Source organism: Streptomyces sp. NPDC107562 (assembly GCF_055657325.1).
This window is the reverse complement of record NZ_JBVKBE010000023.1, coordinates 39729-53275: the sequence shown is the minus strand read 5'-3', so window position 1 is coordinate 53275 and position 13547 is coordinate 39729. Positions and strand designations below refer to the sequence as shown.

General features: G+C 72.3%; 11 protein-coding genes. 3 read left to right on the top strand and 8 right to left on the bottom strand.

Annotated elements, in window-relative coordinates; genetic code table 11:
- Positions 1 to 80: 80 nt before the first annotated feature.
- The 6 genes from ACZ7LV_RS37295 to ACZ7LV_RS37270 all read right to left on the bottom strand — a co-directional run bounded on the left by ACZ7LV_RS37295 (position 81) and on the right by ACZ7LV_RS37270 (position 7864).
- Positions 81 to 920 carry a siderophore-interacting protein gene (locus ACZ7LV_RS37295; protein ID WP_471945803.1) on the bottom strand — a complete coding sequence of 280 codons (840 nt, stop codon included), beginning with the start codon at positions 918 to 920 and terminating at the stop codon, positions 81 to 83.
- A 28-nt stretch (positions 921 to 948) separates the two neighbouring features.
- Positions 949 to 1995: an ABC transporter substrate-binding protein gene (locus ACZ7LV_RS37290; protein ID WP_471945802.1), complete on the bottom strand. Its 1047-nt coding sequence runs from the start codon at positions 1993 to 1995 to the stop codon at positions 949 to 951.
- A 132-nt stretch (positions 1996 to 2127) separates the two neighbouring features.
- On the bottom strand, positions 2128 to 3288 hold the full coding sequence (locus tag ACZ7LV_RS37285) for an acyl-CoA dehydrogenase family protein (protein ID WP_401680669.1): 1161 nt from the start codon (positions 3286 to 3288) through the stop codon (positions 2128 to 2130).
- A 6-nt stretch (positions 3289 to 3294) separates the two neighbouring features.
- Positions 3295 to 4242, bottom strand: a complete 948-nt coding sequence (locus ACZ7LV_RS37280) for a hydroxymethylglutaryl-CoA lyase (RefSeq protein WP_471945801.1) — start codon at positions 4240 to 4242, stop codon at positions 3295 to 3297.
- Complete coding sequence (locus ACZ7LV_RS37275) at positions 4239 to 6239, bottom strand: acetyl/propionyl/methylcrotonyl-CoA carboxylase subunit alpha (protein WP_471945800.1); 2001 nt, start codon at positions 6237 to 6239, stop codon at positions 4239 to 4241. Before ACZ7LV_RS37275 ends, ACZ7LV_RS37280 begins: the two co-directional genes overlap by 4 nt.
- Positions 6240 to 6247: 8 nt before the next feature.
- Positions 6248 to 7864, bottom strand: coding sequence for a carboxyl transferase domain-containing protein (locus ACZ7LV_RS37270; protein WP_471945799.1), 1617 nt, complete (start codon positions 7862 to 7864; stop codon positions 6248 to 6250).
- A gap of 87 nt (positions 7865 to 7951) precedes the next feature.
- On the opposite strand from ACZ7LV_RS37270, the gene ACZ7LV_RS37265 reads away from it, so the two are divergent.
- The 3 genes from ACZ7LV_RS37265 (at position 7952) to tesB (ending at position 10741) form a co-directional block, all read left to right on the top strand.
- The gene (locus ACZ7LV_RS37265) at positions 7952 to 8542 is read left to right on the top strand and encodes an SACE_7040 family transcriptional regulator (protein ID WP_401680659.1); all 591 of its coding nucleotides are present in this window, start codon (positions 7952 to 7954) and stop codon (positions 8540 to 8542) included.
- 133 nt (positions 8543 to 8675) lie between these two features.
- Positions 8676 to 9833 carry an acyl-CoA dehydrogenase family protein gene (locus ACZ7LV_RS37260; RefSeq protein WP_471945798.1) on the top strand — a complete coding sequence of 386 codons (1158 nt, stop codon included), beginning with the start codon at positions 8676 to 8678 and terminating at the stop codon, positions 9831 to 9833.
- A gap of 35 nt (positions 9834 to 9868) precedes the next feature.
- On the top strand, positions 9869 to 10741 hold the full coding sequence (gene tesB / locus ACZ7LV_RS37255) for an acyl-CoA thioesterase II (RefSeq protein ID WP_471945797.1): 873 nt from the start codon (positions 9869 to 9871) through the stop codon (positions 10739 to 10741).
- Here tesB and ACZ7LV_RS37250 read toward each other — a convergent pair.
- Complete coding sequence (locus ACZ7LV_RS37250; RefSeq protein WP_471945796.1) at positions 10734 to 11522, bottom strand: phosphatase; 789 nt, start codon at positions 11520 to 11522, stop codon at positions 10734 to 10736. The genes tesB and ACZ7LV_RS37250 overlap by 8 nt on opposite strands.
- 87 nt (positions 11523 to 11609) lie before the next feature.
- A complete protein-coding gene (locus ACZ7LV_RS37245; protein WP_471945795.1) occupies positions 11610 to 13427 on the bottom strand; it encodes a helix-turn-helix domain-containing protein in 1818 nt (605 codons plus the stop codon).
- Positions 13428 to 13547: the final 120 nt, after the last annotated feature.

Here is a 13547-nt window from a genome sequence, read left to right as displayed (position 1 = left end):
GTCCTCCGGTGGGGACGGTCCGTTGCGGGACGGGTGAAGGCCGCTTTGACTTAGGTTAGCCTAACCTAAGTTGAGTTCGGCTACTCACCCAGCTCGCGCAACTGCTCCTCGCTGAGCCCCTGTCGCCAGTAGCCGACGAAAGTGACCCGGCGCCGGTCGATACCGCGCTCGCCCACGAAGTGCCGGCGCAACTGCTTCACGCAGGAGGACTCGCCCGCGATCCAGACGTACGGGTGCTCGGCGGGCGGCAGTGCGGCGGCCCGCAGGGCGCCGAGGGCCATGGGGGAGCTCTCGGCACCCTGTGCCCCCGGGGCGACCAGCCAAGTGACCTCGGCGTCGGCCTCGGTGGCCAGGTCGTGGACGGTCCTGGAGTCGTGCACCTCCAGCCAGACGCGCGCCGGCAGACCGGCCGGCAGCGACTCCAGGACGGCCGCCACGGCCGGCAGCGCGGTCTCGTCGCCCCAGACGACCACCAGATCGGTGTCCGGTGGCGGACGGAAACGGATCGCCCGGTTGTCCGCGACCGCCGGTCCGAGCAGCAGGACCCGATCGCCGGCGGTGGCACGGGAGGCCCAGTGGGAGGCGGGTCCGGCCGGGGTGTGCAGGACGAAGTCGATGTCGATCTCGTCGGGGTCCCGGCGCAGCTCCCGCAGCGTGTAGGACCGCATCACGGCCCTTACGTCGTCCGGGAGTTCACGCCAGCCCTGCCACCACCGGTCACCGAGCTCGACCGGCACGACCGGCCCCGGCTGTCCGGGATGGGGCAGGAACAGCGACAGCGACTGGTCGCGGCCGTCGGAGAAGAAGTGCCGCAGGTCGTCTCCCGCGAAGGTGACCCGGACGAGAGACGGCCCGAGCCGCCTCGTCCGCACGACCTGAAGGGCGAAGAAACGGAACGGGGCGGCCAGGGCCGTCGTCATGGGACTGCTCCTTGAGTGCCGATCGGCCTCAGCTGACCTTCTTCGCCTTCTCGATGGCCTCGGCCAGCGACGTCAGCAGCGGCGTGCACTTGGCGTACGACAGGATCGGCTCCGGCGAACGCGCGATGACCTGGCCCGCCTTGACCGCGGGCAGCTTCTTCCAGGTGCCCTCGGCGATGTCCGCCGGCTGGATGGTCGAGGAGCGGTCGTCCATCATGATGATGTCGGCCGGGTACTTGTCGACGTTCTCCCAGCTGAGGTTCTCGAACCAGCCGCCGCCCTCGGCCTTGGCCTTCTCCGGCGGCTCGACGAAGTTCACGCCGAGCGCCTTGAAGTACTCCAGGTCGATGGAGAGGTTGGTGCCGGAGACGTAGAAGATCTCCTGGCTCGCGGAGCCGGCCAGCACCTTGATCTCGGGCCGGGACTTGGCGGCCTTGCGCAGCCGCTCGGCGGCCGCCTCGAACTCCTGCTTGGCCTGCACCGTCTTGTCGGCCTTCATGTCCGCGCCGAGCGACTCGGCCAGCTCCCACATGCGCTGCAGCGGCGCGGTCAGCTGCCGGTCGTAGACGGAGAGGGCCACGCTCGGGGCGAGCTTGGCGATCTTGTCCTTGGACGCCTCGGGGACGTACCAGAGGGTGCCCGCGCTGTCGAAGGTGGTGGAGATCAGCACGTCCGGCTGGAAGGCCGCGTACTGCTCGACGTTGAACTGGTCCCAGATGTTGCCGAAGACGGTCAGCTTGCTGACGTCCATGTCGCCGGCCTGGACGTCGGCCTTGCCGTCCTTCGTCTTGGTCGGGCCGAACACGCCCTTGACCTCGACGCCGTAGTCGAACAGGGCGGCGGCGACGCCCACGAAGGCGGCGATGTTCGCCGGGGCCTGGTCCAGCTTCACCGTCTCGCCGCGGTCGTCCTTGAACGACCAGGGGCCGGAGGCCTTGGCAGAGGCCTTCGCGTCCGAGCCGCCGCTGTTCGTGTCTTCGTCGCCGCAGGCGGCGAGCACGGCACCGAGGCCGAGGGCACCGCCGGCGGCGAGGATGCCGCGACGGGTGAGGTGGGTGGCACGGGCGTTGGACATGGGAATGGCTGCTTTCGAACAGGGCGGAGGGCCCGCCGGACAATTCGAAGGTAGGTTAGCCTAACCTCAGAACTTGTCCAGGGGGCGGGTCCTCCCATGGCGCCGCCGTCCGTCGGCAGGGCGGGCGACGGATCAGCCCACGAGCCCCAACTCGCGGGCGATCAGCATGCGTTGCACCTCGCTGGTGCCCTCGCCGATCTCCAGGATCTTCGAGTCCCGCCACATCCGGGCCACCGGGTACTCGTTCATGAAGCCGTACCCGCCGTGGATCTGGGTGGCGTCACGGGCGTTGTCCACCGCGACGGTGGAGGAGTACAGCTTCGCCAGGGCCGCCTCCTTCTTGAAGGGCTCGCCCGCCACCAGCCGGGAGGCGGCGTCGCGCCACGCAAGACGGGCCGTGTGGGCCTTCATCTCCATGTCGGCGACCTTGAACTGGATGGCCTGGTTGGCGCCGATCGGCCGGCCGAAGGCGTGACGTTCCTTCGCGTACTTCACCGACTCGTCCACACAGCCCTGCGCCAGGCCCGTGGCGAGCGCCGCGATGGCGATCCGGCCCTCGTCGAGGATGCGCAGGAACTGGGCGTAGCCGCGGCCCTCCTCGCCCAGCAGGTTCGCCGCCGGGACCCGGACGTCGTCGAAGGACAGCTCCCGGGTGTCGGAGGCGTTCCAGCCGACCTTGGAGTACTGCGGCGCCACCGTGAAGCCCGGCGTGCCGGAGGGGACGATGATCGCGGAGATCTGCGGCCTGCCGTCCGGCTTACGGCCCGTCACGGCGGTGACCGTCACCAGTCCGGTGATGTCGGTGCCGGAGTTGGTGATGAAGCACTTGGTGCCGTTGATCACCCACTCGCCGGTCTCCGCGTCGAGCCGGGCCGTCGTGCGGGTCGCACCGGCGTCCGAGCCGCCGTCGGGCTCGGTCAGGCCGAAGGCGCCGAGGACCTCGCCGGAGCACAGCCGGGGCAGCCACTCACGCTTCTGCTCCTCGGTGCCGAACAGGTGCAGCGGCATCGCGCCCAGCGAGACGCCCGCCTCCAGGGTGATGGCCACCGAGGAGTCGACGCGGGCCAGTTCCTCCAAGGCGATGCCCAGGGCGAGGTAGTCGCCGCCCATCCCGCCGTACTCCTCCGGGAACGGCAGTCCGAACAGGCCCATCCTGCCCATCTCGCGGACGATCTCGTACGGGAACTCGTGCCGCTCGTAGTAGTCGCCGATCTTGGGGGCGACGACCTCGTGCGCGAACTCCTCCACCGTGCGGCGGAGTTCTTCCAGCTCGGGGCTGAGGCGGTGGTCCATGATGCGTCACTGCTCCTGGTGGGAGAGGGCTCTTACGGTGCGGGACGGGCTGGGTCGGCCCAGTCGGCCGGCCATCCACACGCTGGTGGCGGTGAGACGGCCGAGGTCGACGCCGGTGTCGATGCCGAGGCCGTGCAGCATCCACACGAGGTCCTCGGTGGCGAGGTTGCCGGTGGCGCTCTTGGCGTACGGGCAGCCGCCGAGTCCGCCCGCCGAGGCGTCGACCGTCGTGACGCCGTGCTGGAGCGCGGCGAGGGTGTTGGCCAGTGCCTGGCCGTAGGTGTCGTGGAAGTGCACGCCGAGGGCGGGGGTCGGGACGCCGTCGGCGTTCAGCGCGGAGAGCAGCTCGGCGACGTGGCCCGGGGTCGCCACGCCGATCGTGTCGCCCAGGCTCAGTTCGTCGCAGCCCATGTCGCGCAGCGCCTTGCAGACCCGCACGACCTGGTGCACCGCGACGGCCCCCTCCCAGGGGTCGCCGAAACACATCGACAGATAGCCGCGGACGTGGAGCCCTTCGGCCTTCGCGCGGGAGACGACGGGGTCGAACATGGCGAGCGCCTCGTCGACCGTGCGGTTGAGGTTGGCCTTCGCGAAGGACTCGGTGGCGCTGGCGAAGACGGCGACGCGGGCGGCGCCGAGGGCCAGCGCGCGTTCCAGCCCCCGGTCGTTGGGGACGAGCACCGGCAGGTCCGCCGGCACGTCCCGCACGAGCGGGAACAGTGCCTCGGCGTCCGCCAGTTGGGGCACCCACTTGGGGTGGACGAAGCTCGTTGCCTCGATCGTCGTGAGACCGGCCTCGGCCAGCCGGTGGACGAACTCCGCCTTGACCTCCGTCGGGACCCGCGCCTTCTCGTTCTGCAGGCCGTCGCGGGGGCCGACCTCGTGGATCCGGACGCGGGCGGGCAGGCCCGGGGCCGGTACGACCATGGGGAGGGCGGGATCGGGGGTGCTCATGCCGTCTCCTCCTCGGTCGGCGTGATGACGGCGAGGACCTGCTCCATGGCGACGGTCGTCCCCGGGGTCACGTCCAGCTCGGCGACCGTCCCGGCGTGCGGGGCGGAGATGACGTGCTCCATCTTCATCGCCTCCACCACCAGCAGGCTCTGACCGGCCTCGACCGCGTCACCGACCGCGACCTTCACCACCGTCACTGTGCCCGGCATCGGCGCGGTCAGCGAGTCGGCACCGGCGTGCGCGCCGCGGGAGAGGGACGCCTCGACCGGGTCGTGGTCACGCACCTGCCAGGCGTCGCCGTCGCGGCCGAGCCAGCTGCCGTCCGGCAGGGCGGCGAAGGTGTGGGCGACGCCGTCGAGCCGGAGCGTGAACCGGGACCCGGTCTCCGCCGGGGCGGGGTCCGCGGATGCCAGGACCGGGCTCCCGGCGTCGCCGAGCAGCAGCTCGTACCCGCCGTCCGCCGCCGCGCGCAGCCGTACGGTCACCGGGTCGTGCCCCGGCAGCCGCAGGTGGTGCGCCGTCCATGCCCGCTCGCCGCCCAGGCGCCAGCCCCGCGGGACGGAGAACGGGTCGACCCAGCCACCGCCGGGCGCGGGGGAGAGCGCGTGATGGCGCAGCAGCGCCGCCGCCGCGTAGACCTCGTCCGGGACCTCGTCCGTCACGAGGCCCGCCACCTCCCGCTCGACCAGGCCGGTGTCCAGGTCGCCCTCGGCCACCGCCGGATGGGCGAGCAGCCGCCGCAGGAACCCGGCGTTCGTCGGCACGCCGAGGACGACCGTGCCGGCGAGGGCGGCGCGCAGCCTGCGCAGCGCGGTGGCGCGGTCGGGGCCGTAGGCGATGACCTTCGACAGCATCGGGTCGTACAGGCTGCCGACCTCCGTACCCTCGCTGAGGCCGGAGTCGGTGCGCACGCCGTCGCCCTGCGGCTCGTGCAGGGCGAGGACCGTGCCGCCGGAGGGCAGGAAGCCACGGTTCGGGTCCTCGGCGCAGACCCGGGCCTCGATCGCGTGGCCGGTGAGGGTGATGTCCTCCTGCGTGAAGGGGAGGCGCTCGCCCGCCGCGACCCGCAGCTGCCATTCCACCAGGTCGAGCCCGGTGATCAGCTCGGTGACGGGGTGCTCCACCTGGAGCCGGGTGTTCATCTCCATGAAGCAGTACGCGGCCGGGTCGCCGCCGGGGACGATGAACTCCACCGTGCCCGCCCCGACGTACCCGCAGGAACGGGCCGCCTGCACCGCCGCCTCGCCCATCGCCGCGCGGGTGGCCTCGTCCAGGAGCACGCTCGGCGCCTCCTCGACGACCTTCTGGTGGCGCCGCTGGAGGGAGCACTCGCGCTCCCCAATGTGGACGACGCCGCCGTGGCCGTCGGCCAGGACCTGGATCTCGATGTGGCGCGGCCGGTCGATCCAGCGCTCGACGAGCAGGGTGTCGTCACCGAAGGAGGCGGCGGCCTCGCGCCGGGCGGCGGCGATCTCGTCGTCGAGCAGGCCGAGGTCGCGCACCAGGCGCATGCCCTTGCCGCCGCCGCCCGCGGAGGGCTTGATGAGGACGGGCGCGCCCAGTTCGCGGGCGGCGCGGGCGAGTTCGGGGTCGCGGCCGCCGGGGACGACCGGGACGCCGGCCGCCGAGACGGTCTCCTTGGCGCGGATCTTGTCGCCCATCAGGGCGATGGCGTCGGCCGGCGGCCCGATGAAGACCAGTCCGGCGTCGGCGCAGGCGCGCGCGAAGGCGGCGTTCTCGGCGAGGAAGCCGTATCCCGGGTGGACGGCCTGGGCCTTCGTCGCGGCCGCGGCCTCAAGGATGCGCTCCACGGACAGATAGCTCTCGACGGCCGGCGCCGGGCCGATCCGTACCGCCGTGTCGGCCTCGCGCACGTGCCGGGCGTCGGCGTCGGCGTCGGAGAAGACGGCGACCGAGCGGACGCCCAGGGAGCGCAGCGTACGGATGACCCGGACCGCGATCTCACCGCGGTTGGCCACAAGAACGGTGTCGAACATCGGTCCCCTCACATCCGGAAGACGCCGAACTGGGGGTCTCCCAGGGGCGCGTTGGCGCAGGCGGTCAGGGCCAGGCCGACCACCTGACGGGTGTCCAGGGGGTCGATCACCCCGTCGTCCCAGAGGCGGGCGGTGGCGTAGTAGGCGTTGCCCTGGTGGTCGTACTGCGCGCGGATCGGCGCTTTGAACGCCTCTTCGTCCTCGGCGGGCCAGGACTCCCCGCGGCCCTCCAGCTGGTCCCGCTTGACGGTGGCGAGCACCGACGCGGCCTGCTCGCCGCCCATGACGGAGATCTTGGCGTTGGGCCACATCCACAGGAAGCGCGGCGAGTACGCCCGGCCGCACATCGAGTAGTTGCCCGCGCCGTACGATCCGCCGACCACGACCGTGAGCTTCGGGACCCGGGTGGTGGCGACGGCGGTGACCATCTTCGCCCCGTGCTTGGCGATGCCGCCGGCCTCGTAGTCCCTGCCGACCATGAACCCCGAGATGTTCTGCAGGAACAGCAGCGGGATGCCCCGCTGGTCGCACAGTTCGATGAAGTGGGCGCCCTTCTGGGCGGACTCCGAGAAGAGGATGCCGTTGTTGGCGACGATGCCGACCGGGTGTCCGTGGATGCGGGCGAAGCCGGTGACGAGGGTCTGCCCGAACTCGGCCTTGAACTCGGCGAACCGGGAACCGTCGACCACGCGCGCGATGACCTCGCGGACGTCGTAGGGGGTGCGGGAGTCGACCGGCACCGCCCCGTACAGCCCGTACGGGTCGGCCTTGGGCTCGACCGCCGGCCGCACCTCCCAGGGCAGCGGTCCACGCGCGGGGAGGGTGGCGACGATGTTCCGCACGATCCGCAGGGCGTGGGCGTCGTCCTCCGCGAGGTGGTCGGTGACGCCGGAGACGCGGGAGTGCACCTCGCCGCCGCCGAGTTCCTCGGCGGTGACCACCTCGCCGGTGGCGGCCTTCACCAGCGGGGGGCCGCCGAGGAAGATCGTCCCCTGGTTCCGCACGATGACGGCCTCGTCGCTCATGGCCGGGACGTAGGCCCCGCCTGCCGTGCAGGAGCCGAGGACGGCGGCGATCTGGGGGATCCGCGCGGCGGACATCCGGGCCTGGTTGTAGAAGATCCGGCCGAAGTGCTCGCGGTCCGGGAAGACCTCGTCCTGCATGGGCAGGAAGGCGCCGCCGGAGTCCACGAGGTACAGACACGGCAGCCGGTTCTCCAGGGCCACCTCCTGCGCGCGCAGATGCTTCTTCACCGTCATCGGGTAGTACGTGCCGCCCTTGACGGTGGCGTCGTTGGCCACGACGACGCACTCCCGGCCGCTGACCCGCCCGATGCCCGCGACGACGCCGGCGGCCGGGGCCTGGCCGTCGTACATCCCGTCGGCGGCGAGCGGGGCCAGCTCCAGGAAGGGCGAGCCGGGGTCGAGGAGCGTGTCGACCCGGTCGCGCGGCAGCAGCTTGCCGCGCGCGGTGTGCCGGGCGCGCGCCCTCTCGCCCCCGCCGAGCCGGGCGGCGGCGAGCTTGCCGCGCAGCTCCTCCACGAGGGCGAGATGTGCCGCCTCGTTGGTCCGCCAGGCCTCCGACGCGGGGTCCGCCGCGCCGTGCAGCTCCGGTGCCTGGTCCATCCTCGCGGTCCCCTCACCTTGTTAATGAGCGTTAACGCATTTCCCCCAGGTTAACGACCGCTAACCTCCCTGTCTAGAATTGCTTCCATGGCCACGCGAACCGACGCCCCGACCCGCCGCGAACAGATCCTCAAGGAGGCCGCGCGGCTCTTCGCCGAGCGTGGTTTCCACGGCGTCGGGGTCGACGAGATAGGCGCCGCGGTGGGCATCAGCGGCCCCGGTCTCTACCGCCACTTCCCGGGCAAGGACGCGATGCTCGCCGAGTTGCTGGTGGGGATCAGCGGTCAGCTCCTGACCGGCGGCAAGCGCCGGGTGGCGGAGGCGGACGGGGATCCCGAGGCGCTGCTCGATTCGCTGATCGAGGGCCACATCGACTTCGCGCTCGACGACCGTCCCCTCATCACGCTGCACGACCGCGAGCTGGACCGGCTGCGCGACAGCGACCGCAAGATGGTGCGCCAGCTCCAGCGCCAGTACGTGGAGCTGTGGGTGGAGGTGGTCCGTGAGGTCTACCCGGGACTGCCCGAGCCGACGGCCCGCTCCGCCGTCCACTCGGTCTTCGGCCTGCTGAACTCGACCCCGCACCTGGGGCGCCCCGGCTCGCTCCCCGGGCGCGGGGCCACGGCGGAGCTGCTGCACCGGATGGCCAGGGGCGCGTTCGCGGCGGCGGGGGAGTAGCACCGCACCGCGGGGCGCCCTCCCCGGGGCGGGCGTGACGAGCGTTACGCACGGACCGGTCTTGTCGGCGGTTCGTACTCGCCGGTACGGTGGGTGAGCAAGCGCTTAGACATGTGACGGTGGAGGTGGCGGCGTGCGCCGTACGGTGTTCAACGAGGATCACGAGGCGTTCCGGGAGACCCTGCGCGCCTTCATCGAGGCCGAGGTCGTGCCCGTCTACGACGACTGGTTCGCCGCCGGTCAGGCGCCGCGCGACTTCTACCACAAGCTCGGTGACCTGGGCATCTTCGGCATCAACGTGCCCGAGGAGTTCGGCGGCGCCGGCATGGACAGCCACAAGTTCGAGGCCGTCCTGTACGAGGAGACCGCCCGCGCGGGCGTCCAGTTCGGCGGCTCCGGTGTGCACGTGCTGCTCGCCCTGCCGTACATCAAGATGCTGGCCACCGACGAGCAGAAGAAGCGCTACCTGCCGAAGTTCGTCACCGGCGAGGAGATGTGGGCCATCGCGATGACCGAGCCGGGCACCGGCTCCGACCTCGCGGGCATGAAGACCACCGCCAAGCTCTCCGAGGACGGCACCCACTACGTCCTCAACGGCGCCAAGACCTTCATCACCGGCGGTGTGCACGCCGACAAGGTCATCGTCTGCGCCCGCACCTCGGCGCCGCGCGAGGACGACCGCCGCTTCGGCATCTCCCTCTTCGCCGTCGACACCAAGTCCGAGGGGTACTCGGTCGGCCGCAAGCTGGACAAGCTGGGTCTGCGCACCTCCGACACGGCCGAGCTGGCCTTCGTCGACGTCAAGGTGCCCGTCGAGGACCTGCTCGGCGAGGAGAACAAGGGCTTCTCCTACCTCGGCCACAACCTCGCCTCGGAGCGCTGGGGCATCGCCTTCGGTGCCTACGCGCAGGCCAAGGCCGCCGTCCGGTTCGCCAAGCAGTACGTCCAGGAGCGCACGGTCTTCGGCAAGCCCGTCGCCCACTTCCAGAACACCAAGTTCGAGCTGGCCGCCTGCCAGGCCGAGGTGGACGCCGCCGAGGCCGTCGCCGACCGCGCGACCGAGGCACTGGACGCGGGCGAGCTGACCCCCGCCGAGGCCGCCTCCGCCAAGCTGTTCTGCACCGAGGTCGCCCACCGCGTCATCGACCGCTGCCTCCAGCTGCACGGCGGCTACGGCTACATGAACGAGTACCCGATCGCCCGCCTGTACGCGGACAACCGCGTCAACCGCATCTACGGCGGCACCAGCGAGATCATGAAGTCGATCATTGCGAAGGACATGGGTCTGTAAGGTTCCGGCAATCGCCGGCCAGGAGAAAAGGTGCCATGAACGAGGCACTACAGGGTCTCCTCGATCTGCTCGACCTGGAGCAGATCGAGGAGGACATCTTCCGCGGGCAGTCCCGGTCCGCCGTCGTCCCGCGCGTCTTCGGCGGGCAGGTCGCGGCCCAGGCCCTCGTCGCCGCCGGACGCACGGTCCCCGAGGACCGGCACCCGCACTCCCTGCACGCGTACTTCCTGCGCACCGGTGACCCGGGCGCCCCGATCGTCTACACGGTCGACCGGATGAACGACGGCCGCTCCTTCACCGCCCGCCGGGTCGTCGCGGTGCAGCACGGGCAGCCGATCTTCGCGCTGTCCGCGTCCTTCCAGAAGTACGAGGAAGGCTTCGACCACCAGGAGGCGATGCCGTCCGCCCCCGACCCCGAGACGCTTCCCACCTCGCGGGAGCGGATGAGGGGGTACGGCCACCTGCCCGCGCAGGTCGTCGAGAAGTTCCTGGAGGCACGCGCCGCCGTCGACCTGCGCTACGTCGACGAGCCGCCGTACGGCAGATTCGGCGAGCCGCGTGAGCCGCACTCGCAGGTGTGGTTCCGCACCGACGGCAAGCTCGCCGACGACCCGCTGCTGCACGTCGTGCTGGCGACGTACGTCTCGGACATGACGCTCCTCGACTCCGTGCTGCTCGCGCACGGCCGGGGCGGCTGGGCCGTCGGCGACGTCGTCGGGGCCTCGCTGGACCACGCGATGTGGTTCCACCGCCCGTTCCGCGCCGACGAGTGGCTCCTGTACGACCAGGAGTCCCCGTCGGCGTTCGGCGGCCGTGGCCTCGGCCAGGCCCGCATCTGGACGCAGGACGGCCGCCTCGCCGTCACGGTGATCCAGGAAGGCGTCGTCCGGGCCCCGCGTCCTAGCTGAGGCCGGCCTCCGACAGCAGGTAGGCCGTCATCGGGTCGTAGTGGCGCGGGCTGACCACGTGGTCGTCGAGGGGGACCGTCACCTGGACGGTTCCCTCGGCCTCCGCGATGAACAGGGCCGGGTCGTTGCAGTCGGCGTAGCCGACCGAGTCGACGCCGTGCTGGCCCGCGTAACCCGCCCAGCCGTGGTCGGCGACGACCAGGTCCGGCAGCGGGCGGCCCTCGCGCTCCAGGGTGGTGAGAATGGCCTTCATCGGTTCGCCCGAGTGGGTGTGCCACAGGGTGGCGCCGTGCTCCAGCACCGCGACGTCCGCGAACTGCATGACGTATCCCTCGTCCGTCTGGAGCCCCTCCGGGATCACCACGATCTCGCAGCCCGCGGCGCGCAGCGCGGCCGCCGTGGCGCGGTGGACGTCCAGCAGGCCTCCGGGATGGCCGGTCGCGAAGAGCACCCGCTGGCGGCTGTCCGCCGCCTTGCGCAGCCGGGCCGCGAGGCGCTCCAGCGCGGCGACCGTCAGCTCGGGGTCGATGGTGTCCTGGCCGTGCCGGTGCTCGGCGTCGTCGTTCACGCCGACCCGCTCCGCCATCACCGCGAGGACGTCCTGCTCGTCGGTCCAGCGGTCGCCGAGCTCCAGGCCGAGCCAGAAGTTGCGGACGCCGTTCGACAGTTGGCGGTAGTGGGAGAGGTTGTTCTCTCGCGGGGTGGCGACGTCGCCCGCGATACGGGTCTTCACAAGGTGCTCGACGAGCTCGGCGCGGCTGGGTGTCCCGGATATCGGCATGGCTCTTATTGTGCGGTACCGGCCCGGGCCCGTCCCCGGGGTCCCGCACGCTGGGACGTGGGTCACGCACCCGAGGTCGCCCGGCCGTCACAGCTGCCGCAGCGCGAACCACAGCTCCATCCGTACGTCCGGGTCGTCCAGGTCCACCTCCAGCAGCGCCGCACAGCGGCTGATCCGCTGCCGGACGGTGTTGCGGTGCACCGACAGGGCGACGGCGGTGCGGTCCCAACTGCCGTGCAGGGACAGCCAGGTGCGCAGGGTGTCGGTGAGGGCGGTGTTGCCCGCCACGGGACCCAGCACCGCGCGGGCGTACGCCTGCGCCTCGCCGCCCGGCACCAGGTCCGCCAGTGCGGGCCGGCCGCCGTGCCGCACCAGTGCCGTACGGGTGGCGCGGGCGCGGGCCAGCGCACGGGCCGCCTGGGTGTCGGCGGCCGGCCACTCGCGCGGGCCGGCGGAGGCGCTGACGCCCAGGGTCCAGCCGGGTTGCGGGGCCGGTTCGTGTTCGGCGGGCACCAGCACGCGTACGACGTCCCGGGCGAGGTCCACCAGGGGCGAGCCCAGGGCCGCGCCGAGCGCCGAGGCGGCGACCGGGTCGGGGGCGTGCGTGTCGGGCCGCCCGTGGACGACCAGCCACCGTTCGGCGCCGAGCAGCGGAGCGACCGCCTCCGGATCGGCCCCGAGCAGCAGCCGCACCAGCGCCGAGGAGCGCGCCGCGCCGGCGCCGCTGTGGTGCTCGCCGGTGAGGAGGGAGAGCAGCACGGAGGCGACGGAGGCGATCGCGTGATCGGCGGGTTCACGGCGCGGGGCGGCGATCCCGAGCACGAACCCCTGCCCGGCGCCGAGGGCGTAGGCGGAGAGGTGGGTGCCGGTCACGGTGTCGGTGGCGGAGGAGGGGGCGGGGCGGGAGGCGGCTGACGCCGGGGCCGTACGTGGCGGGCCGGGGGTGGTGGCAGGGGTGGGGCGGGTGGTGCCGGTGATCGGTCGTGCGGGGCCTGGGGCAGGTGTGGCAGGTGTGGCAGGTGTGACCGGTGTGGCCGGGGGCGTGGGGAGCGGGGCGCCCGTGATCGGTGGCGAGGGGCTCGTCGGGAGTGCGGCGGGAGGCGGGGTGGTGCGCGGGGCGCCGGGCTGTGGGGGACGGGTGGTTGCGGCTGTGGGCGCCGAGGCCGTCCGTGTGGTTGCGGCTGTGGGCGCCGAGGCCGTCCGTGTGGGGGTGGGCCCCGGCACGGCTCCCCGGCCCTCGCCCGGCGGCGGGCGGTCCCCGACCGGGCGTACCACCCCCGCCAGTTCCTCCAGCGCTCGTCGTGCCTCGGCCGACGGTGGTCTGCCCGCGGTGGCGATCCGGGCGCCGTCGGAGCCGTACAGGACCGTCCAGCCGCCCACCCGCTGCGACAGCTGGCGCAGCACCGACGGGACGGGGTCCGGACGGGCGGCGGCCGTGGCGAGGCCCTGCTGGGCCTCCGTCACCCGGCGCAGTTCGTCGAGCCGGGCGCGGGCGATCAGCTGCCAGACGGCGCGGGCGACACCGGAGAAGGTGGTCCGGGGCGGGACCTCCAGCAGGGGCAGGCCGTGCGCCTGGCACGCCTCGACCAGCGCCCGCGGCACCGTGTCGTGCACCGGGGCCACCCCGAAGCCGAGGGCCGCGCCGCCCGCCGCGACGATCCGTGAGACGTAGGCGTCGAAGTACGTCCCCGGCGCGGCCGGCGGAATGTGCACCCCGGCCGAGAGGAGCAGCTCGCCGCCCAGCAGATACGGGTACGGATCGGACATCTCCGAGGTGTGCGCCCCGTGCAGCACGATTCCCGGGCCCGACGGTCCGGCGATCTGGCGCAGGGCGAGATCCTCCCTGGCCAGCAGAGCGGAAAGGGGCACGGGAGGAGTGGGCGGGAGGGCCGGCGTCTCGGACATGGTGTGTGCGTTTCCTCCAGTCCGTTCCGTACGAATGGATGAAACGTACACTTCGCAGTCGCTTTCCAGCCACCTAAGGTCGGTCCAGACCGGCAGCCGGGGGTACGGGCGGATGTCCCC